This is a genomic window from Actinomycetospora sp. NBRC 106378, assembly GCF_030269685.1.
In the GTDB taxonomy this organism is placed as follows: domain Bacteria; phylum Actinomycetota; class Actinomycetes; order Mycobacteriales; family Pseudonocardiaceae; genus Actinomycetospora.
In genome coordinates this window covers 107,530-128,803 of the sequence record NZ_BSTT01000014.1, presented here as the reverse complement: position 1 = coordinate 128,803, position 21,274 = coordinate 107,530, and the positions used below count along the sequence as shown (strand labels likewise).

20 protein-coding genes are annotated in these 21,274 nt (G+C 73.1%); 9 read left to right on the top strand and 11 right to left on the bottom strand.

Features of this window, described 5'->3' with window-relative positions:
- Nucleotides 1–26: 26 nt before the first annotated feature.
- Genes QSK00_RS24740 through QSK00_RS24720 form a run of 5 tightly spaced genes read right to left on the bottom strand, consistent with a single transcriptional unit; the run spans nucleotide 27 to nucleotide 5,456 of the window.
- The gene (locus QSK00_RS24740) at nucleotides 27–1,526 is read right to left on the bottom strand and encodes a long-chain-fatty-acid--CoA ligase (protein ID WP_285595156.1); all 1,500 of its coding nucleotides are present in this window, start codon (nucleotides 1,524–1,526) and stop codon (nucleotides 27–29) included.
- Nucleotides 1,526–2,716, bottom strand: coding sequence for an acyl-CoA dehydrogenase family protein (locus tag QSK00_RS24735; RefSeq protein ID WP_285595154.1), 1,191 nt, complete (start codon nucleotides 2,714–2,716; stop codon nucleotides 1,526–1,528). Before QSK00_RS24735 ends, QSK00_RS24740 begins: the two co-directional genes overlap by 1 nt.
- Before the next feature lie 54 nt (nucleotides 2,717–2,770).
- Nucleotides 2,771–3,640 carry a 3-hydroxyacyl-CoA dehydrogenase family protein gene (locus tag QSK00_RS24730; protein WP_285595152.1) on the bottom strand — a complete coding sequence of 290 codons (870 nt, stop codon included), beginning with the start codon at nucleotides 3,638–3,640 and terminating at the stop codon, nucleotides 2,771–2,773.
- Nucleotides 3,637–4,686, bottom strand: a complete 1,050-nt coding sequence (locus QSK00_RS24725) for an alpha/beta hydrolase (protein WP_285595150.1) — start codon at nucleotides 4,684–4,686, stop codon at nucleotides 3,637–3,639. Before QSK00_RS24725 ends, QSK00_RS24730 begins: the two co-directional genes overlap by 4 nt.
- Complete coding sequence (locus tag QSK00_RS24720) at nucleotides 4,683–5,456, bottom strand: nuclear transport factor 2 family protein (protein ID WP_285595148.1); 774 nt, start codon at nucleotides 5,454–5,456, stop codon at nucleotides 4,683–4,685. Before QSK00_RS24720 ends, QSK00_RS24725 begins: the two co-directional genes overlap by 4 nt.
- A gap of 63 nt (nucleotides 5,457–5,519) precedes the next feature.
- Here QSK00_RS24720 and QSK00_RS24715 point away from each other — a divergent pair, with 63 nt between their 5' ends.
- Nucleotides 5,520–6,287, top strand: coding sequence for a crotonase/enoyl-CoA hydratase family protein (locus tag QSK00_RS24715; protein ID WP_285595147.1), 768 nt, complete (start codon nucleotides 5,520–5,522; stop codon nucleotides 6,285–6,287).
- 175 nt (nucleotides 6,288–6,462) lie between these two features.
- Here QSK00_RS24715 and QSK00_RS24710 read toward each other — a convergent pair whose 3' ends face one another.
- Nucleotides 6,463–7,449: an enoyl-CoA hydratase-related protein gene (locus QSK00_RS24710; protein WP_285595146.1), complete on the bottom strand. Its 987-nt coding sequence runs from the start codon at nucleotides 7,447–7,449 to the stop codon at nucleotides 6,463–6,465.
- On the opposite strand from QSK00_RS24710, the gene QSK00_RS24705 reads away from it, so the two are divergent.
- Both QSK00_RS24705 and QSK00_RS24700 read left to right on the top strand, forming a co-directional pair.
- Nucleotides 7,433–9,049: a flavin-containing monooxygenase gene (locus QSK00_RS24705; protein ID WP_285595145.1), complete on the top strand. Its 1,617-nt coding sequence runs from the start codon at nucleotides 7,433–7,435 to the stop codon at nucleotides 9,047–9,049. The two genes, QSK00_RS24710 and QSK00_RS24705, sit on opposite strands and share 17 nt — an antisense overlap.
- A complete protein-coding gene (locus QSK00_RS24700; protein ID WP_285595143.1) occupies nucleotides 9,046–10,734 on the top strand; it encodes a class I adenylate-forming enzyme family protein in 1,689 nt (562 codons plus the stop codon). Before QSK00_RS24705 ends, QSK00_RS24700 begins: the two co-directional genes overlap by 4 nt.
- Here the strand turns inward: QSK00_RS24700 and QSK00_RS24695 are convergent.
- A complete protein-coding gene (locus QSK00_RS24695; RefSeq protein ID WP_285595206.1) occupies nucleotides 10,673–11,440 on the bottom strand; it encodes an MFS transporter in 768 nt (255 codons plus the stop codon). The two genes, QSK00_RS24700 and QSK00_RS24695, sit on opposite strands and share 62 nt — an antisense overlap.
- Between QSK00_RS24695 and QSK00_RS24690 the strand changes: the two genes are divergently transcribed.
- The 3 genes from QSK00_RS24690 to QSK00_RS24680 all read left to right on the top strand — a co-directional run bounded on the left by QSK00_RS24690 (nucleotide 11,328) and on the right by QSK00_RS24680 (nucleotide 14,111).
- Nucleotides 11,328–12,029, top strand: a complete 702-nt coding sequence (locus tag QSK00_RS24690) for a CoA transferase (protein ID WP_285595141.1) — start codon at nucleotides 11,328–11,330, stop codon at nucleotides 12,027–12,029. The two genes, QSK00_RS24695 and QSK00_RS24690, sit on opposite strands and share 113 nt — an antisense overlap.
- Nucleotides 12,030–12,138: 109 nt before the next feature.
- Nucleotides 12,139–13,317, top strand: a complete 1,179-nt coding sequence (locus tag QSK00_RS24685) for an LLM class flavin-dependent oxidoreductase (protein ID WP_285595204.1) — start codon at nucleotides 12,139–12,141, stop codon at nucleotides 13,315–13,317.
- The gene (locus QSK00_RS24680) at nucleotides 13,314–14,111 is read left to right on the top strand and encodes an SDR family oxidoreductase (RefSeq protein WP_285595138.1); all 798 of its coding nucleotides are present in this window, start codon (nucleotides 13,314–13,316) and stop codon (nucleotides 14,109–14,111) included. Before QSK00_RS24685 ends, QSK00_RS24680 begins: the two co-directional genes overlap by 4 nt.
- A 78-nt stretch (nucleotides 14,112–14,189) precedes the next feature.
- Here the strand turns inward: QSK00_RS24680 and QSK00_RS24675 are convergent, their stop codons facing one another.
- The 3 genes from QSK00_RS24675 to QSK00_RS24665 all read right to left on the bottom strand — a co-directional run bounded on the left by QSK00_RS24675 (nucleotide 14,190) and on the right by QSK00_RS24665 (nucleotide 16,738).
- Nucleotides 14,190–14,651 (bottom strand): SRPBCC family protein, encoded by a 462-nt coding sequence (locus QSK00_RS24675; protein ID WP_285595135.1) that lies wholly within the window; start codon nucleotides 14,649–14,651, stop codon nucleotides 14,190–14,192.
- 73 nt (nucleotides 14,652–14,724) lie between these two features.
- The gene (locus tag QSK00_RS24670; protein WP_285595133.1) at nucleotides 14,725–15,516 is read right to left on the bottom strand and encodes a glucose 1-dehydrogenase; all 792 of its coding nucleotides are present in this window, start codon (nucleotides 15,514–15,516) and stop codon (nucleotides 14,725–14,727) included.
- A 61-nt stretch (nucleotides 15,517–15,577) separates the two neighbouring features.
- Entirely contained in the window at nucleotides 15,578–16,738 is a 1,161-nt protein-coding gene (locus QSK00_RS24665; protein WP_285595131.1) for an amidohydrolase family protein, read from the bottom strand.
- Nucleotides 16,739–16,870: 132 nt separating this feature from the next.
- Here QSK00_RS24665 and QSK00_RS24660 point away from each other — a divergent pair, with 132 nt between their 5' ends.
- The 3 genes from QSK00_RS24660 to QSK00_RS24645 all read left to right on the top strand — a co-directional run bounded on the left by QSK00_RS24660 (nucleotide 16,871) and on the right by QSK00_RS24645 (nucleotide 20,954).
- The gene (locus QSK00_RS24660; protein ID WP_352231170.1) at nucleotides 16,871–19,000 is read left to right on the top strand and encodes an MFS transporter; all 2,130 of its coding nucleotides are present in this window, start codon (nucleotides 16,871–16,873) and stop codon (nucleotides 18,998–19,000) included.
- A 388-nt stretch (nucleotides 19,001–19,388) separates the two neighbouring features.
- Entirely contained in the window at nucleotides 19,389–20,069 is a 681-nt protein-coding gene (locus QSK00_RS24650; RefSeq protein WP_502872077.1) for a response regulator transcription factor, read from the top strand.
- A gap of 96 nt (nucleotides 20,070–20,165) precedes the next feature.
- Nucleotides 20,166–20,954: an enoyl-CoA hydratase-related protein gene (locus tag QSK00_RS24645; protein WP_285595128.1), complete on the top strand. Its 789-nt coding sequence runs from the start codon at nucleotides 20,166–20,168 to the stop codon at nucleotides 20,952–20,954.
- 100 nt (nucleotides 20,955–21,054) lie between these two features.
- Here QSK00_RS24645 and QSK00_RS24640 read toward each other — a convergent pair whose 3' ends face one another.
- A complete protein-coding gene (locus tag QSK00_RS24640) occupies nucleotides 21,055–21,255 on the bottom strand; it encodes a hypothetical protein (protein ID WP_285595126.1) in 201 nt (66 codons plus the stop codon).
- Between the last annotated feature and the right edge of the window lie 19 nt (nucleotides 21,256–21,274).

Sequence of the window (21,274 nt, the reverse complement as noted above, 5' to 3'; positions counted from 1 at the left end):
CGGCCTCCTCCCCCGCCCCGCGACGCTCAGCGCCAGAACGGGGCGCGGAGCTCGCGCTTGAGTACCTTGCCAGCCGCGTTGCGTGGCAGGGTCTCGACCACGTCGATCGACGTCGGACATTTGTAGCGCGCGAGGCGCGTGCGGACGTCGGCGAGGACCTCGTCGGGGTCGAGGGTCACGCCCTCGCGGGGCACGACGATCGCCTTCACGGTCTCGCCCCAGCGCTGCGAGGGCACGCCGACGACGGCGACGTCGGCGATGTCGGCGTGCGCGGCCAGCGCGTTCTCGACCTCCGCCGGGTAGACGTTCTCGCCGCCGGAGATGATGAGGTCCTTGATGCGGTCGTGCAGGTAGAGGAAGCCCTCGGCGTCGAGGTAGGCCGCGTCCCCGGTCCGCAGCCAGCCCTCGTCGTCGACCGTCTGCTCGTCGCGGTGCCAGTAGCCCGGCGTGTTCTGCCCCGACCGCACGAGGATCTCGCCGACCTCGCCGACGCCGACCTGCTCCTCGGTCACCGGGTCGACCAGCCGGATCTCCAGCCACGGCAGCGGCCGCCCGACCGAGCGCAGCCGGTGCGGCTCGTGCTCCTCGGGCGCCATGCTGACGACGGTGCCCGCGGTCTCGGTCATCCCGTAGACCGCCATGAACCCGCAGCCGAGCACGTCGATCGCACGGCGCAGCAGCACCTCGGTCATCGGCGCGCCGCCGTAGGCGATCCGCTGCAGCGAGGACAGATCCGCCTTCTCGACGGCAGGCGAGGCGAGGATGGCGGCCACGATCGCCGGCACGGCGAACGCGTGCGTGACGCGGTGCCGCTCCATGACCGCGACGAGGTGGTCGGGCGTCAGGTCGGAGAGCAGGATCGTGTGCCCGCCCTGGCCCAGCGTCGTCAGGCCGTAGCCGATGCCGCCGATGTGGAACAGCGGCGAGGGCACGAGGTTCACCGAGTCCGGGCCCATGCCGTAGAACTCACGACCCATCCGCGGGGTGAAGGCGAGGTTCGCGTGGGTCAGTCGGGCGCCCTTCGGCAGCCCGGTGGTGCCCGAGCTGTAGAGCTGCAGGACGACGTCGTCGGGCTGCGGCTCGTGGTCGACCGGCGTGTCGTCGGCCTGGTCGAGCCACTGCTCGTAGCCGTCCTCGAGGACCAGCGGGCGCCGGTCGGCGGGCACGAGGCCGAGCTGGTCGCGGCCGCAGACCAGCAGCGAGGGCTCGGCGTCGTCGAGGATCGCACGGACCTCCGGGCCCGCGAGGCGCCAGTTGAGCGCGACCAGCACGACCCCCGCCCGGGCCGCGCCGAAGAGCAGCTCGAAGTACTCGGGCTGGTTGCGCGACAGGACGGCCATCCGGTCGCCCGGGTGCAGGCCCGCGTGGACGAGGGCCCGCGCCACGCGGTGGGCGCGGCGGTCGAACTCCGCGAACGTGACGGTCCGGTCGTCGATCGTGATCGCCGGCCGGTCGGCGCCCAGCGCGGTGACCCGGGTGAGCGTGTCGCCGAGGGTGGCGTCCATGACGGGCGTCGTCGTGGTCATCAGTAGCTCTTGGGCAGGCCGAGGTTGTGCTGGGCGACGTGGTTGAGCACCATCTCCCGGCTCACCGGCGCGGTGCGGAACATGCGCGCGGCGAACCACAGGTCGGACAGGCCGTACTCGTTGGACAGGCCGTTGCCGCCGTGGGTCTGGATGGCCTGGTCGACCGCGGCGGCCGCCGCCTCGCCCGCGGCGTACTTCGCGACGGTGGACGCGCTGCCGGTGGCCGCCGGGTCGGCGCCCTCGTCGGTGAGCTTCGCGGCGTGCATCGTCATGAGGCGGGCCAGCTGGACCTCGACGAAGCACTTGGCCAGCGGGTGCGAGACGCCCTGGTGGGCGCCGATCGGCGTCGACCAGACGGTGCGGTCGGTGGCGTAGCGGGCCGCGCGGGCGAGCGCGAAGCGGGCGATGCCGTTGGCCTGCGCGGCGGCGGTGACCCGCTCGGGGTTGAGGCCCGCGAACACCTGGCGCAGACCCGCGCCCTCCTCGCCGATCAGGTCGTCGCGGGTGACCCGGACGTCGTCGAAGAACGTGGTGAACTGGTTCTCCGGGATCTGCAGCGCGGAGTCGATCGGCTGGAAGCTCAGCCCCTCGGCGTCGGTCGGCACGAGGAACATCGAGATCGGGTGGCGCCCGCGGGCGTCGGGCTCCGTGCCGCGCGCGACGACGATGACGGCGTCGGCGTCGTCGATGCCCGAGGTCCAGTACTTCTGGCCGCGGATGCGCCACGCGTCGGGGCCGTCGGGGTGGGCCGTCGTCGTGATGTTGTGCGTGTTGGTGCCCGCGTCGGGCTCGGTGATGGCGAACGCGATGCGCTTCGTGCCGTCGGCGACGCCCGCGAGCCACGTCTCCTTCTGCGCCTGCGAGGCGTGCGCGGCGAGCAGGGACCCGGCGATCGCCGGGGAGATGACCAGCATGAACAGGGGGCAGCCCGCGGCCGAGGTCTCCTCGATGACGATGGCGAGGTCGGTCAACCCGCCGCCCCCGCCGCCGTACTCCTCGGGCAGGTGCACGCCGAGGTAGCCGGCGTCGCCCAGGTCCTTCCACAGCTCGTCGGGACGCGCCCCGCGCTTCGTGACGTCCTGGAAGTAGCTGCGCCCGTAACTGCCCACGAGCTTCGCCACGCTCTCGCGCAGCGCCTTGCGCTCGTCGGTGTCGAGGAGCAGGTCGTCCTTCACGATGCCGTCGGCCATGTCGCCTCCTGTTTCAACATCACTGTTGACTGTAGGTCGGGCGCTCCGGGGCCGTCAACGGTCCCAGCGGTAGAAGCCCTGCCCGGTCTTGCGCCCGAGGTGCCCCTGCTCGACGAGGCGCTCGAGGATCGCCGGAGCGGCGTAGCGCTCGCCGTACACGGTCGAGAGGTGCCGCGCGATGTCGAGCCGGACGTCGAGCCCGACGACGTCGGAGAGACGCAGCGGACCGATCGGGTGTCCGTAGGCGAGCACGGCCGCCTTGTCGATGTCCGCCGCCGTCGCGACCTCCTCCTCGACCATCCGCATCGCCTCGAACGCGGCGATGTTGTCCAGTCGGCTCGTGGCGAAGCCCGGGACGTCCCGGACCACGATCGAGTCCTTGCCGATCGTCGTCGCGTAGTCCTGCGCGGTGGTGATGGCCCGCTCGTCGCTGGCCCGGCCGCGGACGACCTCGACCAGCGGCAGCGACCACACCGGGTTGAAGAAGTGCATCCCCAGGAACGACTGCGGGCGGGCGAGGGTGCCGGCCAGGTCGTCGATCGAGATCGAGCTCGTGTTGGAGGCGAGCAGGTGGGGCTCCCGCGCCTCGGCCGCCGTCAGGACCTCCGCCTTGAGGGCCGGGATCTCGGGGACGGACTCGACGACGAGGTCGAGGCCGGCGGCGAGGTCGCTCACGTCGGGGACGACGTCGAGGAGCTCCGGGAGGCGGTCGGCGGCCGTCGGGTCGAGCTTGCCCTTGTCCGCACCGGTGCGGGCGCGCTCGGCGAGCTCGCCGATCAACGCGCTCCCGCGTTCCCCGTCCGGCTCGACGACCGTGGTCGGCAGGCCCGCGGCGGCGAACACGTAGGCGATCCCGCGGCCCATCGTCCCGCCTCCGATGACGGCCACCCGGCCCGTCGCTCCGCCCGCCACGCTGACGCTCATGTGCTTCTCCCGATCTGTGCGGCGATCCAGGTGATGAGGGAGCCCGTCTGCGGCAGCTCGCCGGCCATGCCGAGGAAGCCGTGGATCATGTCCGGCCAGTCGCGCAGCTCGACGTCGACGCCCGCCGCGCGCAACCGCTCCGCGTAGGCGACGCCCTCGTCGTGCAGGGGGTCGAAGCCGGCGACGGCGATCGCGCCGGACGGGAGTCCGCGGAGCTCGTCGTCGGGCGCGAGCAGCGGGGCGGCGTCCGGTGTCGCGGGGCGCCCGTCGAGGTGGTGCTCCCAGAACCACACCATGTCGGCGTGGGTGAGCAGGTACCCGTCGTTGTGCGCCGGGTAGCCGGCCGGATCGGGCGGCGCGAGCACGGGATAGACGAGCACCTGGCGCGCGACCCGGTCGCGCAGCCACCGGGCGGCGGCCGCCGCGAGGTTGCCACCGGCGCTGTCCCCGCCGATCACGACCCGTCCGGGGTGCGCACCGAGCTCGGCGGCGTGGTCGGCACACCAGGCGGTCGCGGCGACGGCGTCCTCGAGCGGCCCCGGGAAGGGCGTCTCGGGCGGGCGTCGGTACTCGACGGAGACGACGACGGCGCCCGCAGCACGCGCGATGGCCCGGCACGGACGGTCGACGGACGCGACGCTGCCGCAGACCCAGCCGCCGCCGTGGAACCAGACGACGAGCGGGACCTCCGTGCTCGGCGCGGCCGTGGGGCGGTAGACCCGGGCCGGGAGGCGGCCGTCCCCGCCGTCGACGAGGAGGTCGGTCGTGGCGACCGCGACCTTCTCGCCCTGCATCCATCGCGCGGCCTCGACGGCGTGCCGGGCGGCGAGCACCCCGACCTCGGCGTACGGCCGGAGGCCCAGCTCGGTGAGGCGACGGAGGAGGTCGGCGGCCTCGGGGGCGAGGGTCGGCCCGGTCAGCGGTGGCCCTCCACTGACATCGGGTGCGCGCCGTGGCGCACCGCTGACATCGGGGTCGGTCGACGATGGCGAGCTGCTCCCACTGGACGGGAGCAGCGTGCCGTCGTCGCGTTCCGGGGAGGTCATCGGGTGAGGGCCCGGTAGACGCCGAGCCGGTCGCGGACCACGTGGCCGGTGAGGGTGCCGTCGGGAGCGACGTCGAGGAGGGCGGCGAGGCCGAGGGTGACGTCCGCGCCGTCGGGCTCGGGAGCGTCGGGCAGGCCGCCGACGTAGCTCCCGCGGGCGACCCCGTGGACCGCGACCCGTCGTCCGGCGACGACCAGGGCGTCGACCGCGATCGACGGCGACCCGAGGAGGTCGCCCGGCGCGGCGCCGTCGTCGTAGGTGATCCCCGACCGGGCGGGCGCCCCGGCGTCGAGCCAGGTGCGGACGGCCTTCTCGGCCTCCGGGTCGGGGTCGGCGGGCGGCTCGGTCCACGGGGCGACCATCGGCGGGTCGACGGGGTCCGGGGTGCCGGAGAGCAACTGACGGCGCCGGCCGAGGTAGTCCTCCTCGGTGGCGTTGTGCACGAGGACGCCGTGCTCGGCGCGGAAGACCCCGATGCCGCGCCATGCCGCCGCTCCACCCCGCTCCGACGCGCCGTGCTCGGTGAAGCGCAGTGCGGCGTGGCCGTCGGTCGTGTAGAGCGCGTCGTGGACGGTGACGGTGAGCCCCGGGAAACGGGCGAGCTGGGCGCTGGTGGCCTCGAGGTACGCGTCGCGCCCGGGCATCTGCACCCCGGCGATGTCGATGGCGTAGTCCGGCGCCATGATCTGAGGGGGGACCTCGGCGTCCGCCCGGTCGAGCCAGTCCACGACGAAGCGCCGCATCAGCGCGCCCATCGGGTGGATGTCCACGGTGACCTCCCTGTCGTCAACTGCAGTGTTGACTAGCCGTCCGGGGATGTCCAGGCTGGCCCGGTGGAGAGCACCGGTGTGCGCACGGAGAAGCCGACCGACGGGGTCCTGCTCATCACCCTGGACCGTCCCGCCAAGCGCAACGCGGTCGACGGGGCCATGAGCCGGCACATCGCGGCCACGCTCGACGAGTTCGACGCCGACCCGTCGTTGTCCGTCGGCGTGCTCACCGGCGCCGGCGGGACCTTCTGCAGCGGGATGGACCTGCGGGCCTTCCTCGACGGCGACGCCCCCGAGGTGCCCGGCCGCGGGTTCGGCGGGCTCACCCAGGCGCCGCCCGCCAAGCCCCTGATCGCCGCGGTCGAGGGGTTCGCCCTGGCCGGCGGGTGCGAGCTCGTGCTGGCGTGCGACCTCGTCGTGGCGTCCGCCGAGGCCGTGTTCGGGTTGCCGGAGGTGGGGATCGGGCTGATCGCCGGGTCGGGCGGACTGCTCCGACTCCCCCACCGTGTGCCGCGCTCCGTGGCGGCGGAGCTGGCGCTGACCGGAGACCGCTTCTCCGCGGTCGACGCCCACGGGTGGGGGCTGGTCAACCGGCTCGTCGACCCCGGGTCCGCCGCGTCCGCCGCACTGGAACTCGCCGCCCGCATCGCCCGGAACGCGCCGCTGGCCCTCGCGGCGACGAAGCGGATGCTGGCCGCCGCCGACCTGCCCGCCGACGAGGCGTGGGCCCGCCAGGAGGCCGAGCTGGTCGCGATCAAGGCCACCGAGGACGCCCGGGAGGGGGCGCGGGCGTTCGGCGAGAAGCGCGCACCCCGGTGGTCGGGGCGCTGAACTCCTCCCCGAGAAGCACGCCCGGCAGGTCCGCGGGCCCCGGGACCTGCCCTCCGTGACCCTCACCGGACGCCGATCCCCCTCTCCGACTCGGCGCCGGTGACGACGGCGAGCCGCGCCGACCCGTCGTCGGGAAGGGACCTCACGATGGGAGCACGCCGACAGGGCTTTGCTGTCACGAAGACGAGGAACCACCCGCCTGGTAGGCGTCCCAGTAGGTGCGGTGCTCCTTGAACGGGGCGTCGCGGTCCTCGACGGCCGCGCGCACCCCGGACGCACGCTGGATGCGCTCGAAGTCGGCCATCGCCGGCCCGGCGATGGCCATGGCGTCCGCGTCGTTGGCCGCGGCGATCGCGGCGGTGATGCCCATGGCATCCCACCAGCGGTTCGTCGACTCCTTGTGCGCGTAGATCATCTCGAGCGGCACGTTCGCGACGCGCTCGGCGTACGCGTACGCGACGGCCTCGACCTCGTCGGCGGGGACGGCCTTGTTGGCGAGGCCCAGCTCGGCGGCCTCGATCCCGGTCATCTCGTCGCCGGTGAACAGCCACTCCTTGGTCTTGCGCATGCCGAGGTGGACCGGCCACATCCCGAACATGTGGATCTCGCCCATGGTGCGGGCCTCGGGCTGGCCGAAGCGGGCGTCCTCGGCGGCGAAGACGATGTCGAGCACGCCGGCGAGGTCGAGCCCACCCGCCACACAGGCGCCCTTCACGATCCCGACGGTCGCCTGGCGGATGCGCCAGAGCCGCATCCAGCGCTCGCGCGACTCGTGGAACTCGCGGCGGGAGAAGATCGGGGCGCGCCGGTGCGGACGGGCGTCCTCGGGCCGGCTCGGCGTCTCGGCGGTGCCCCAGAGATAGGCCCACTCGGTGAGGTCGTACCCGGTGCAGAAGTTCTTGCCGTTGGACTTCACGACGAGCACGCGGGTGTCGTCGTCGGAATCGAGGTCGTCGAGGACGAGGTCCATCTCGTCGCGCAGCGCGCGGCACAACGCGTTGCCGCGGTGCGGGCGATTGAGCGTGAGGGTCGCGATCCGACCCTCCTTCTCGTAGATCAGGTGCTCGAAGTCTACGCCGCGGACGCTACCGCGCGAGTCAACAGCGACGTTGACGTCGTCGGGGGTGCGACCTAATCTCGGGACCATGCGCCAGGTCGACATGCTCGTGGTGGGCGCCGGCTTCGCCGGCCTCCGCACCCTGCACACGTTCCGCGAGCGCGGCCTTGAGGTCGCGGTGGTCGAGGCCAACGACGGGCTCGGCGGGGTCTGGTACGTCAACCGCTACCCCGGCGCGCGGTGCGACGTCGAGAGCTACGACTACTCGCTCTCCTTCTCCCCGGAGCTCGAGCAGGAGTGGCGCTGGAGCGAGCGCTACGCCACCCAGCCCGAGATCCTGCGCTACGTCGACCACGTGGCCGAGCGCTTCGACCTGCGCCGCGACGTGCACCTGTCGACGCGGATGACGCGCGCGGCGTACGACGAGGACGCCCACCGCTGGACGGTCACCACCGAGGGCGCCTCGGCCGGCACGTGGAGCGCGCGGTACCTCGTCATGGCCACCGGCCAGCTGTCGGTCACCAAGCAGCCGCAGCTGGAGGGCCAGGAGGACTTCCGCGGTCGCATCCTGCACACCGGGGCCTGGCCGCATGAGGAGGTCGACCTCTCCGGGCAGCGGGTCGGCGTCATCGGCACCGGCTCCTCGGGCACGCAGCTCATCCCCGTGCTCGCCCGCCAGGTCGAGCGCCTCACCGTCTTCCAGCGCACTCCCAACTTCTCGATCCCGGCCAACAACGCGCCGCTCTCCGACGAGCGCGACGCCGAGGTCAAGGCCACCTACGCCGACCGGCGCGAGCGGGCCCGCTGGTCGCCCTCGGGTCTGGGGTTCAAGCCCAACAAGCAGTCGGCGGTCGCGGTGTCGCCCGAGGAGCGCCGTGCCCTCTACGAGGAGCAGTGGACGACGGCGGGCTTCGGGTTCCTGCTCGCCTTCTACGACCTCATGCTCGACGAGGAGGCCAACGACACGGCGGCCGACTTCATCCGGGCGAAGATCGCCGAGAAGGTGGACGACCCGGCGACGGCGGAGCGGCTCATGCCCCGCGGCTACCCCTTCGGCGCGAAGCGCCCGCCGGTCGACTCGGGCTACTTCGAGACGTTCAACCGCGAGAACGTCGACCTCGTCGACATGCGTGAGACACCGCTCGACCGGATCACCGAGAGGGGCATCCGGACGACCGCGGAGGAGATCGAGCTCGACACGATCGTCTTCGCCACCGGCTTCGACGCCATGACGGGGGCGCTGCTCAAGCCGGAGATCGTCGGGCGGGGCGGGCGGACGCTGCGCGAGCACTGGAACGCCGGGCCGCGGACCTACCTCGGCGTCGGGGTGTCGGGGTTCCCCAACTTCTTCGTCATCGCCGGCCCCGGCAGCCCGTCGCTGCTGTCGAACGTGCTGCTCTCGATCGAGGCGCACGTCGACTGGATCGCCGGGCTGCTCGACCATGCGGCCGAGCAGGGCGCGGACGAGATCGAGGCGTCGGAGCAGGCCGAGGCGCGGTGGGTCGACCACGTCAACGAGCGCGCGGCGGCCACGCTCTACCCGAGGGCCGCGTCGTACTACATGGGCGCCGAGGTGCCCGGGAAGCCGCGCGTGTTCATGCCCTACGTGGGTGGGGTGCGCGGGTACCGGCGGACCCTCGAGCAGGTCGTGGCCGACGGCTACGAGGGCTTCACGTTCACCGGCAGCCTCGTCGGGGCCCGGTGACCGTCCACCCGCGCTCCGCGACGGAGCGGCGGGCCGCGATCGAGAAGCGGCACCCGACCTGGGTGCCACGGACCCTCGCGGGCGCCCTCGACGCCGCGTGCGAGGAGTTCGCCGACCGACCCTTCGTCGTCACCGAGGCCGGCACCTGGACCTATGCGCAGATGCGCGACTGGTCGGCGCGGGTGGCCGGCGGCCTGCGCGACCTCGGGGTCGGGCGGGGTGACCACGTGGCCGTGGTCCTCGCGAACGACGCCGAGTTCGTGGCGGTCCGGTACGCGATCGCCCGGCTCGGGGCCGTGACGGTGCCGATAAACGTGGCCAACCGTCGCGACGAACTCGGGTTCATCGTGCGCCGCTCCGACGCGAGCGTGCTGATCACGACGGACCGCTTCCGCGACCTCGACTACCTGACGATGCTCGACGAGCTCCTCGGTGACTGGACCGGCGGCGTGGCCGCGCCGGCCGCCCCCGAGTTGCGCCACCTCGTCGTGCACGAGACGGGTGACCCCCGGCCCGGCGTCACCACGCTGGCCGGCCTGGGGACGGCGGATCCGGTCACCGTGCCGGCCGGCGAGCCGGACGACGTCGCCGACATCCTGTTCACCTCCGGCACCACCGGCGAGCCGAAGGGGGTCCAGCTCACCCACGACATGCTGCTCCGTACGGCGTACGGGTCGACGTGGGGCCGCGCGTACACCGACGCGCACCGCGTCGTGTTCTCGCTGCCGCTCTTCCACGTCTACGGCTACGTCGAGGGCCTGCTGACGGTGCCCTTCGTCGGCGGCTGCATGGTCATGCGGCGGACGTTCGACCCGGCGGCGATCCTCGACGCGATCGAGGCCGAGCGCGCCGACGACGCCCTGCTCATCCCGACGATGACCGCGGAACTCATCCGGGTCCAGCGGGCGGCGCCGCGCGACCTGTCGTCGCTCACGCACCTCTACTCCTCGGGAGGGGTCTCCCCGCACGGCATCTGGCCGGAGATCGACGAGGTCCTCTCCCCCGGCGAGGTCGTCACGGGCTACGGGATGAGCGAGACGACGGCGTCCACCACGTGCACGTGGCCCGAGGACCCGCCCGAGCGACGGATGACCACGAACGGCCGGATGAAGCGGGCGGGCGTGGCCGGCGACCCGGCGCTGGACGGGCGGCTGGTCGAGTACAAGGTGATCGACACCGCGACCGGGGAGGACCTGCCCAACGGCTCGATCGGCGAGCTCGTCTGTCGCGGACCCGGCGTGACAGCGGGTTACTACCGCAACCCAGAAGCCACGGCGGCGGCGTTCACCGCGGAAGGGTGGCTGCGCACGGGGGACCTCGGTGTCCTCGACGCCGACGAGTACCTGCACCTCGTCGGGCGCACCAAGGACAGCTACCGCTGTGGCGGCGAGCAGGTGGTGCCCGGCGACGTGGAGACGGTCCTCGCCCGGCACCCGAGCGTGCACCAGGCGTTCGTCGTCCCCGTTCCCGACGACCGTCGGGGTGAGGTCGGGTGGGCCTGGATCGTCCCGCGCGAGGGGCACGCGGTCGACGCCGAGGTACTCGTGGCGTGGTGCACCGAGCACCTCGCGCGATTCAAGGTGCCACGCCACGTGGCGGAGATCGCGGTGGCCGACGTCCCGCTCACGCCATCGGGTCGGGCGCGGAAGTTCCTGCTGGCCGAGCGGGCGGTATCTCTCCTCTGAGGGCCACCCCCGCGCCCGTGGCGACGACCAGGCAGATCCCGACGGCCGCCAGCAGCGCCACCGTCGGGGACACCCGGTCGATCAGCACGCCGGTGAGGGGCTGGGCGAGCGCGGCCCCGAGCATGATGGCCGAGCCGTGCAACCCGGTCGCGACGCCGCGGGCGCCGTCCGGCGCGAGCCGCCCGACCGCCTCGGCGGACGAGGACAGGGCCGGGGCGCAGAACGCGCCGGCGGGCACGAGCAGCAGGGCGACCAGCCACCAGGGCCCGCCGAACGCGACCGGGACCGTGCCCAGCGCGAGGCCGGCGAGCAGGACCGGGAGCGACGGCGGGCGCGCGGCGACGCCGTAGACGAGGCCACAGGCCAGCGACGCGAGGCACCACACGGTGTTCGCGAGGGCCCACCATCCGGTCTCTCCGCGCGCGGTGAGGGCCGCGACCGCGGCGAGCTCGGTCGCCGACAGGACCAGCACGGCGGCGACCGCCGCGGCGAGCGCCGTGACCATCGGCGCCCCGAGCCAGTGGCGCATCGAGGGCGGGTCCGTCCGCCCCGGCTCGGAGCGGACCGCCGGGTCGAGCCACCACAGCGCCGCAGTGGCCACGACGAATGCCGCACCGACCGACCACAGGGCCGTCGTCGACGGCAGGGCCAGCACCGCGACGGTCCCGACGGCGGGCCCCACGATGAAGGACACCTCCGACGCCATCGCGTCCAGCGCGAACGCGGGGCGACGTCGGGCCTCGGGGACGACCACCCCGAGCGACTGCCGGACGACGGGGAAGGCGGGCAGGGCCAGCACTCCCGCGGAGGCCGACCGGCACTGGCCCGGGATCAAGGCGGCCGCCGACGATCCGCGGCTCGACGACGAACGCTTCGCCACCGCCCGTGGCCGCCGCAAGGCCGGCGCCGACCTGGTCGCCGTGCTCGACGAGGCCTTCGCGCGCCGGACCCGGGCCGAGTGGGCGACGATCTTCGCCGAGCACGACGTGTGGTGGACGCCGGTCAACACCGCTGCTGATCTCATCGACGACCCTCAGGCCCGAGCGGCCGGCGTCTTCGTCGACGTCCCCGGCGGACCGACCGACGGGGAACCGGTCCGCTCGGTCGCGACGCCGGTCGTGTTCGGCGACGCCCCTCTCGCTCCCGCCGCAGGTCCGCCCCTGATCGGGGCGGATTCCGACGTCCTGCTGCACGAGATCGGGGTCGACCCCGCCGAGGTCCGACGGCTGCGGGAGGCCGGCGTCGTCGCCGGTCCGCCGACGTCGACGGGTGCGCCCGGTCCGAGCGACGACTAGCGCCTCAGCTCTTCCCGCTGTGGTAGTCAACAGGTACGTTGAAACGTGACGTGAACGGCGTCACACAAACGATCATCGCCGCGCTGGATGAGGAGTCCTCGTGTCCCGTATGCGCTTCGGCATCTTCCTGCCCCCGCACCACGTGCCGGTGGGCCAGAACCCGACCTACTCGCTGCAGCGCGACGTCGAGCTCGTGCAGCGCCTCGACGAGATGGGCTTCGACGAGGCCTGGTTCGGCGAGCACCACTCGTGCGGCGTCGAACTCATCGGCGACCCGATGCTGTTCATCGCCCACGTCGCCCAGGTGACCAAGCACATCAAGCTCGGCACCGGCGTCATGTCGCTGCCGTACCACAACCCGTTCCACATCGCGGACCGCCTGATCCTGCTCGACCACCTCACCCGTGGCCGCACGATCCTCGGTGTCGGCCCCGGCGCCCTCGCCACCGACGCCGGCATGTTCGGCCTCGACCCGGCCGACGCGCGCGCCGCGCTCGAGCAGGACGTCGACGTCCTCATGCACCTGCTGACCAGCGACGAGCCGATCTCGATCGACACCGGTCGCTACAAGCTGGTCGACGCGCGCCTGCAGATGGACGCCTACTCCTGGCCGCACCCGGAGGTCGCCACCGCCGCGATCGTCTCGCCGTCCGGACCGCGCCTGGTGGGCAAGCACGGCCTCGGCATGATCTCGATCGGCGCGACGATGAGCGCCGCCGGGTTCGACGCCCTGGCGATGCACTGGGACGTCGTCCAGGAGATGGCGAACGAGCACGGCACCGAGCCCAGCCGCGAGGGCTGGCGCCTCGTCGGCCCGATGCACATCGCCGACACCAAGGACCAGGCGATCAAGGACGTCGAGTACGGCATCAACGAGTGGTTCGACTACCTGCAGCACACCGCGGCCGCGCCACAGCTCGGCGTCCAGGGTGAGAACACCAAGGAGCGCATCGAGTTCGTCATCGAGTCGGGTATGGGCGTCATCGGCACCGTCGACGACGCCGTCAACCAGATCGAGCGTCTCGAGGAGCAGTCCAAGGGCGGGTTCGGCGCCTACCTGATGTTCGCCCACAACTGGGCGCCGTGGGAGGCGACGCTGCACCACTACCACCTGTTCGCGAACCACGTGATCCCGAAGTTCAAGAAGACCGACCGTCGCCTGCTCGCGAACGAGGCCTGGACCCGCAGCGTGCGCGACCCGCTGGCCGCGAAGCAGTGGGACGCGATCAACGCCTTCACCGCGAAGCACGCCGCCGAGCGCGAGTCGCGTCAGGTGTCGCAGGCGTGACGGCTCCCTTCCCGGCGGGTCCCGCCCCGTCGTTCCGACTGGACGTCGACGGTGCCCCCGTCGCGCTGGTGACCGGAGCCGCCGGCGGGATCGGGGCCCGCGTGGCCCTCGGTCTCGCCGAGTTCGGCGCCGACGTGGCGTGCCTGGACGTCTCCGCCGACGGCCTCAAGGAGACCGTGGCCGCCATCGAGGGTCTCGGGCGCCGCGCCCTGGCGATCGAGGCCGACGTCGCCGACGCCGACGCGATGGCCACCGCCGTCCGACGTACCGAGGACGAGCTGGGCCCGCTCCGTCACGCCGTCAACTGCGCGGGGGTGCACGACAACGCCCCGGCCGAGGAGATGCCACGCGCCCAGTGGCAGCGGCTGATCGACGTCAACCTCACCGGCGTCTTCACGTGCTGCCAGGCCGAGGGCGCGGCGATGCTCGCGCACGGCGGCGGGAGCATCGTCAACATCGGGTCGATCTCGGCCTCGATCGCCAACCGCGGCCTGTCCCAGGTGCACTACAACTCCGCGAAGGCGGGCGTGCTGCACCTGACGACGTCGCTCGCGCTGGAGTGGGCCGACCGCGGGGTGCGGGTGAACGCCGTCAGCCCCGGCTACACGGCGACGCCGATGGCGAAGCACCCCGACGTGTGGCCGCACGTGCAGGCGTACACGAAGGACATCCCGCTCGGGCGCATGGCCGAGACCGAGGAGCTCGTCGGGCCGGTCGTGTTCCTGCTCGGCGGGGCGGCCTCCTACGTCACGGGGGCGAACCTGCTGGTCGACGGCGGTGCCGTCGCCTGGTGACCCACCCTGACCGAGCGAAGGGCACCGTCGGTCGATCTACTCGACCGACGGTGCCCTTCGCGCACAGCGGGACGAGCGTCAGGGCGTGCTCTCCACCGCCGCGGCCACCCGGTCCAGGGTCGCGGCGAGACCGTCCTCGTCGACCACCGGCAGGTAGGGCAGCAGCCGCTCGAGGGTCACGGCGGACCAGTCGTAGACGTGGGTGACCCGCGTGCTGCCGCCGCCGTTGCACGCCTCCAGCCGGTATCCCCACACCTGGCCGCCCCGGTCACCGCCGTGGGTCGCGGGCGCCCAGGCGATCTCGACGTCGGGCTCGAAGGTCACGACGTGGTTGTCGACGACGTAGTCGCCCATGTCGCGGCCGTGCATCTCCATCTCGAAGACGTCGCCGACGCCCGTGAGCGGCTGATGGGTCCGGGACCCGCGGACGGTGCCGGAGGCATCGAGCTCGGGGTGCCGGTCGGGGGTCGCCAGCAGGGCGAACACCTGGTCGGGGCGGGCGTCGACGACGCGGGTCGCTTCGAGCGACTTCTCGGTCACGCCGCGGGGGTGCCTCCCGCAGGTGAGCACTAATCCGTGCCAGGACACGGAAAAGTGCTCACCTGAGCGGAGCTCACCTCGCGGCCCAGATACCCCCGTCGACCGGCAGCACGGCACCCGTCACGTACGCCGACGCCCGGGAGGCCAGGAAGACGGCCGCGCCGGCCATGTCGTCCGGCTGCCCGATCCGGCCGAGCACGGAGCTCTGCGCGATCTCGTCACCGCGGTCGGCCAGGGTCGCCGCCATCATCTTCGACTCGAACGGTCCCGGCGCGATCGCGTTGACCCGCACGTTCCGCGGCCCGAGCTCGGCGGCCAGGACGCGCGTCAGCTGGTGCACGCCCGCCTTCGACGCCGAGTAGGCGTAGGTCGGCAGCGGGGTCACGCGCAGCCCGTCGATGCTCCCGATGTTGATCACCGAGGCCGTCTCCTCCGGCGACCCGGAGGCCTCGAGCAGATCCACGAAGGCGCGGGTCAGGAAGAACGGCGCCTTGAGGTTGAGGTCGAGGACCTTGTCCCACGCCTCGGCCGGGTACTCCTCGAGCGGCGCGCCCCACGTGGCGCCCGCGTTGTTGACGAGCACGTGCACGGCCGACTCCCGCTCCCGCACGAGCGCCGCGAGGTGCTTGCACTGTCCCTCGGTCGACACGTCGGCCGGGAGCGAGACGACGTCGCCGTGCGGCGCGAGCTCGCGGACCGCGTCGTCACCGGCCGCGGCCTTGCGCGAGCTGATGTAGACGCGGGCCCCGGCGTCGAGCAGGCCGCGGGCGATCATCAGCCCGATGCCGCGGGTCCCGCCGGTGACCACGGCGACCTTGCCGGTCAGGTCGAACAGCTGCACGAGCGCCTCCAGGTCGGCATGCACGGTGACGACGGGTCGTCGGGCTCGATCATCGCACCCCGTCCCGCGGGTGCACCTCGGCTCGTCAGCGCCAAGAACCGGGCCGGCAGACGAGGCGGAGACGCCGCACGGCGCCGATGTCCGCCAACGGATCCCCGTCGACCACGATCAGGTCCGCCGCGAGGCCCGGCCGCAGGCGCCCCGTCACATCACCGAGGCCCAGCGCGTCCGCCGACCGACACGTCGTCGCCGCGAGCACCTGCGCGGGCGTCCACCCGACCTCGACGTACCAGGTCAGCGCGTCGTACAGGTCGTCGAACCGCCCCTGGCCCGCGCCGGCGTCGTTCCCGACCAGCACCGGGATGCCGTGCCCGTCGGCCCACCGCTGTCGGGCGAGCGCGGCCTCGCGCTCGGGCTCCGGCCACTCCGGCCACCCCCGGAACCGCGTCGGCACCGTCACCGCGCCGCTCACCGCGACCAGCTCGGCGACCGCGTCGTCCAGGTCCCGCCCGCCGCCGGGGGCGTACCAACCCGCGTGCTCGATCGTGTCCGCCCCGGCCCGGGCGGCCATCGCGACCGAGGCCGTGCCGTGCGCGTGCACCGCGACGGGCAGCCCGACCTCCCGCGCCGCCTCGACCACCAGCCGCAGCGTCGGCAGGTCGAACTGCGTGTCCGCGATCCCGGGCCCGGCCGGCGTCATCATGCCGCCGCTCGCCATCACCTTCACGACGTCGAGCCCGGCCGCGGCCCGGGACGCCACGGCGGCCCGCACGCCGTCGCGGGTCACCTCGCCGCCGAGGAACCAGCAGTGCCCGCCCGGCGGGGTCAGCGGCGCACCCGCCGTCAGGACCCGCGGACCCGGGGCGACGCCCGCGGCGACGTCGTCGCGGAACGCCGCGACGAGGCCGTCGCGGTCACCCAGGTCGCGCACCGTCGTGATCCCGGCGGCGAGCACGGTGGCGGCGTTGGCCTGGATCGTGGCGTGCAGGGCCGCGTGGTCGGCGTCGCGGAGCGCGGGCACCGGGTCGCGCGTGACGTCGAAGGCCAGGTGGACGTGGGCGTCGATCAGACCGGGCAGGACGGTCGCGTCCGGGAAGGCTCGGTGGTTCACGTCCGGGTGCGCGGCGACCAGCTCCGCCGTCGGTCCCACCGCGACGACCACGCCGCCGTCGACCAGGACCGCCGCGTACTCCTGCGGGGGACGCTCCGCGTCGACGATCACCCGGCGACCGCTGACGAGTTCCACGTCGGGCCACCCTGCCGTGTCGCATCCCGGGGATCGTCCGGGTCGGACGCACGTCACAGGTGCCGCCCACCGTGGATAGGTGCACAATGCAACGGTTGTCGTTGCACGTCCTAACGATCAGAGGTCCGACCGATGACCACGACCGCGCAGGCGCCCGTGCCCGTGTCCCGGGCGCATCCCGACCACCCCGGGTACAAGTGGCTCGCCCTGTCGAACACGACGCTCGGCGTGCTGATGGCGACGATGAACTCGTCGATCGTCCTCATCTCGCTGCCCGCGATCTTCCGGGGCATCGGCATCAACCCGCTCGAGCCCGGCAACATCAGCTACCTGCTGTGGATGATCATGGGCTACATGCTGGTCACCGCGGTGCTGGTGGTCACGCTGGGCCGGTTCGGCGACATGTACGGCCGCGCCAAGATCTACAACGCCGGCTTCGCGGTGTTCACGGTCGCCTCGATCGCGCTGGCCCTCGACCCCTTCTCCGGGGGCGGTGGCGCGCTGTGGCTGATCCTCGTGCGCGTGGTGCAGGGCATCGGCGGCGCGATGCTCATGGCGAACGCGACCGCGATCCTCACCGACGCCTTCCCCGCCGAGCGACGCGGCTTCGCGATCGGCACCAACTCGGTGGCCGCGATCGGCGGCTCGTTCATCGGCCTGCTGGTCGGTGGCGTGCTCTCCGAGGTCGACTGGCGCCTCGTGTTCTGGGTCAGCGTGCCGTTCGGGGTGCTCGGCACGATCTGGGCGTACAAGACACTCCGCGACCCCGCCGGCCGTCGGGAACACAAGATCGACTGGTGGGGCAACCTGACCTTCGGCGTGGGACTGATCCTGCTGCTCGTCGGCGTCATCTACGCCATCCAGCCCTACGGCGGGCACGCCGAGGGGTGGACCAACCCGTTCGTCCTCGGCTGCCTCATCGGCGGCGTGGTCGTGCTGGCGATCTTCTGCGTGGTCGAGACCCGCGTGACGCAGCCGATGTTCCACCTCGAGCTGTTCAAGATCCGGGCGTTCACGTCGGGCCTGGTCGCGACCCTGATGAGCGCCCTCTCGCGCGGCGGCCTGCAGTTCATGCTGATCATCTGGCTGCAGGGGATCTGGCTGCCGCTGCACGGGTACGACTACGAGCAGACCCCGCTCTGGTCGGCGATCTACGTGCTGCCGCTGACGGTCGGCTTCCTCATCTCCGCGCCGATCTCGGGCGTGCTCTCCGACCGGTTCGGCGCGCGCCTGTTCGCGACCGGCGGCCTCGTCATCGTCGCCCTGACCTTCGTCGGCCTGCTGATCCTGCCCACGGACTTCAACTACTGGTGGTTCGCGGCGATCCTGTTCGTCAACGGCGTGGGGTCGGGGCTGTTCATCTCCCCCAACATGACCGGGATCATGAACTCGCTGCCCGCCGACCAGCGCGGCGCGGGCAGCGGCATGATGTCGACGCTGCAGAACTCCGGCATGGCGCTCTCCATCGGCATCTTCTTCTCGATGCTGATCGCCGGCCTCGCGTCCTCGATGCCCGCGGCGCTCCTCGGCGGCCTGACCGCGCAGAACGTGCCGCTCCCGGTGGCGCAGCAGGTCGCGGCGCTGCCGCCGGTCGGCACCCTGTTCGCCGCGTTTCTCGGCTACAACCCCATGGCCGAGATCCTCGGCCCGCAGGTGCTCGGCGCGCTGCCGCCGGGCAACGCCGCGACGCTGGTCGGCAAGCAGTTCTTCCCGAACCTCGTCACCGGCGCCTTCCACGACGGTCTCGTGGTCGTCTTCGCCGTCGCCATCGCGGTGTCGCTGGTCGGGGCGATCGCGTCGCTCTTCCGCGGCGGCAAGTACGTGCACGGGCAGGACGACGCCGACCGGGTCGAGCCCGCCGAGGGCGACCCGGCCGGCCCGGCCCTCCCGGCGCCGACGGTGTCGCACGCCGCGGCGCCCACCTCCGATGACAGGAACGCGTCGTTGCCGGCGTCGAACGACAGGAACGGCGCACCGTCGGGGGCCGTCCTGACCGGCCGCGTCACCACCGCCGAGGGCCGCCCGGTCGGCGCGACCCTGACCGCGACCGACGCGAGCGGCCACCAGATCGGGCGGGCCCGCACCGACTCGGAGGGCACGTTCACGCTGCGCGCCCGCCCCGGGACGGCCCTGCTGATCTGCTCCGCACCGGGCCACGCGCCGCGGGCGGAGACGCTGACGATCGGTGTCGGCGGCACCCGGCACGACGTGGTCCTGGAGCAGTCCGCCCGGGGCGCCCGGACGCCGGTCGCCGGGTCGTAGCGCCCACCGGTCAGCCGTGGCCCACCCCTGACGTCCGGCGTCAGCGGTGGGCCACGCTGTCTCCGGGGCTTGCGTCCATCGAGCTGTAGCGTGATCCACGTCACTCGTCTCACTGCTCCGTGTGGTGCAGCGGGCAGGCGCCGACCGGCCCGATCCCTCACGGCCGCCGACTCCGTACGACTGATCGGGTGGCCTCCCGGACGACACCGGTGTCATTCGTTCCTACCGCGCGTGCTCGCCGGACCGGTGAGCGCACCTCGACCTCGACCGGGGCGCTCAAGCCTGATCGGGGGTCGACCGATGGAGTGGTGTGTTCCCGCTCATCGATCACCAGTCCTTCGTCCGCCCGGAGGCTGCCGCTCCCTCGGGTGACACCCGTCCGGCGATGATCCCGGCCGCACGGACCCCGCACGCGGACCGCGCCGTGCCCGGTGCGCTCTTCGCCCCGGCCACCTCGGGTCCCGACGACGACCGCGCCCGCCTCTCGGTGCTCGTCGTCGACGGGGAGGAGCGACGCCGTGAGGTGCTCATGCGGTCCCTCGCCGAGGCCGGCGCCGGCACCGTGCACGAGGCGTCCTCGGCCGACGAGGCCCGCCGTCGTGCCCGCTCCGGCCCGCCGTGCGAGCTCGCCGTCGTCGACCTCGGTCTCGCGGAGGGCGACGCGCTCGCCCTCATCGCCGAGCTGCGGGCCGACGGCTGGCGTGCGGTCGCGGTCGGCCCCGACGACCACACCGCCGCCCAGGCCGCCTTCGGCGTCGGCGCGCTGGCCTACCTGACCTCCGACTCGGGCGTGTGCCGCGTCGTCGAGCCGGACGCCTCGGTGGCGACGCCGAACGGGACCGGGACCCGCATCGCCGCCGTCGACGGTGCCCCGCGCGAGCTCTCGCCGCGTGAGGTGCAGGTGCTCCAGCAGGTCGCGGACGGTCACTCCAACTCCGAGATCGGCACGGAACTGGGGCTCTCGGCCCTCACGGTCAAGTCCCACCTGTCCCGCATCGGGCGCAAGCTGGGCACGGGCGACCGCGCCCAGATGGTCGCCCTCGCCATGCGGGCCGGCGTGGTCCGCTGACCCCTCCCCCTCGTGGCAGGAACGCGTCGTTGCTGTCACCGGGCGACAGCAACGACGCGTTCCTGCCACCGGGGTGGGGCGGCTACCGTGCCGCCCGTGACCGAACTCGTGCACCTCGACGTCGCCGCGGGCCGCGCGACCGTCACGCTGGACTCGCCGTCGAACCGCAACGCACTGTCCGCCCAGCTGCGCCGTGAGCTGCGGGGCCACCTGGACACGGCCCTCGCCGACGACGCCGTGCGCGTGATCGTCCTGACCCACACCGGCACCGTCTTCTGCTCGGGGATGGACCTGCGCGAGTCGCGCGGGGCCGGCGCCGGCGACCAGGGGGTCCAGGAGTTCCCCGACATCCTGCGCACGCTGTGGACCTCGTCGAAGCCGGTGGTCGCCCGGCTCGCGGGCCCGGCCCGCGCCGGCGGGGTGGGCCTCGTCGCGGCGTGCGACATCGCGGTCGCCAGCCGGGCGGGCGCGGACTCGAAGGGCGCGACCTTCGCCTTCAGCGAGGTGCGCATCGGGGTGGTGCCCGCCGTCATCTCCGTGCCGGTGCTCCCCCGCCTGCTTCCCCGGGCCGCGCACGAGCTGATGCTCACCGGCGAGGTCTTCGACGCCGACCGGGCGGCCGCCGTCGGGCTGCTCAACGCCGCCGTCGAACCCGACGCGCTCGACACCGCCGTCGACCGCTACGTCGACATGCTCGCCCTGGGCGCCCCGCTGGCGCTGGCCGCGACCAAGGAGATGCTGCGCCGCACCCCCGCGGAGGACATGGCGGCCGACTTCGACGCCATGCTCGCGCTGTCGGCGCGGTTCTTCGCCTCCGAGGAGGGCCAGGAGGGCATGGCCGCGTTCGCGGAGAAGCGTCCGCCGCGGTGGGCCGCGTCCTCGTGAGACTCAGCGCAGGTTGAGCACGAGGACCAGCAGTATCAGCGCGACGAGGGTGCCCGTGACCCAGAGCCGGGCATAACGGCGGTCCATCAGCAGCGGCCCACTAGTCGGCCGCACCGCTGCGCCGCTCGAGGGCGGCGAGACGCCACGCGACCGTCCGCTCCACGAGGGTGTCCACGAGGGCGGCGACCGCCCAGCAGGCCGGGCCGACGACGCCGACCACGATGATCACCTGCAGCGTGAAGTCGAGCTGGGTGAGCCAGAGCTCGACCCCGTCCCACCAGGTCGCGACGGCGTGCAGCACGGCCGCCACGGTACCGGGC

What these genes read in the sequence shown, in the direction of transcription:
- QSK00_RS24740 (WP_285595156.1), bottom strand. Translation starts at nt 1,526, where the DNA reads ATGACCACGACGACGCCCGTCATGGACGCCACCCTCGGCGACACGCTC.
- QSK00_RS24735 (WP_285595154.1), bottom strand. Translation starts at nt 2,716, where the DNA reads ATGGCCGACGGCATCGTGAAGGACGACCTGCTCCTCGACACCGACGAG.
- QSK00_RS24730 (WP_285595152.1), bottom strand. Translation starts at nt 3,640, where the DNA reads ATGAGCGTCAGCGTGGCGGGCGGAGCGACGGGCCGGGTGGCCGTCATC.
- QSK00_RS24725 (WP_285595150.1), bottom strand. Translation starts at nt 4,686, where the DNA reads ATGACCTCCCCGGAACGCGACGACGGCACGCTGCTCCCGTCCAGTGGG.
- QSK00_RS24705 (WP_285595145.1), top strand. Translation starts at nt 7,433, where the DNA reads ATGCGCCAGGTCGACATGCTCGTGGTGGGCGCCGGCTTCGCCGGCCTC.
- QSK00_RS24710 (WP_285595146.1), bottom strand. Translation starts at nt 7,449, where the DNA reads ATGTCGACCTGGCGCATGGTCCCGAGATTAGGTCGCACCCCCGACGAC.
- QSK00_RS24695 (WP_285595206.1), bottom strand. Translation starts at nt 11,440, where the DNA reads ATGGCGTCGGAGGTGTCCTTCATCGTGGGGCCCGCCGTCGGGACCGTC.
- QSK00_RS24685 (WP_285595204.1), top strand. Translation starts at nt 12,139, where the DNA reads ATGCGCTTCGGCATCTTCCTGCCCCCGCACCACGTGCCGGTGGGCCAG.
- QSK00_RS24660 (WP_352231170.1), top strand. Translation starts at nt 16,871, where the DNA reads ATGACCACGACCGCGCAGGCGCCCGTGCCCGTGTCCCGGGCGCATCCC.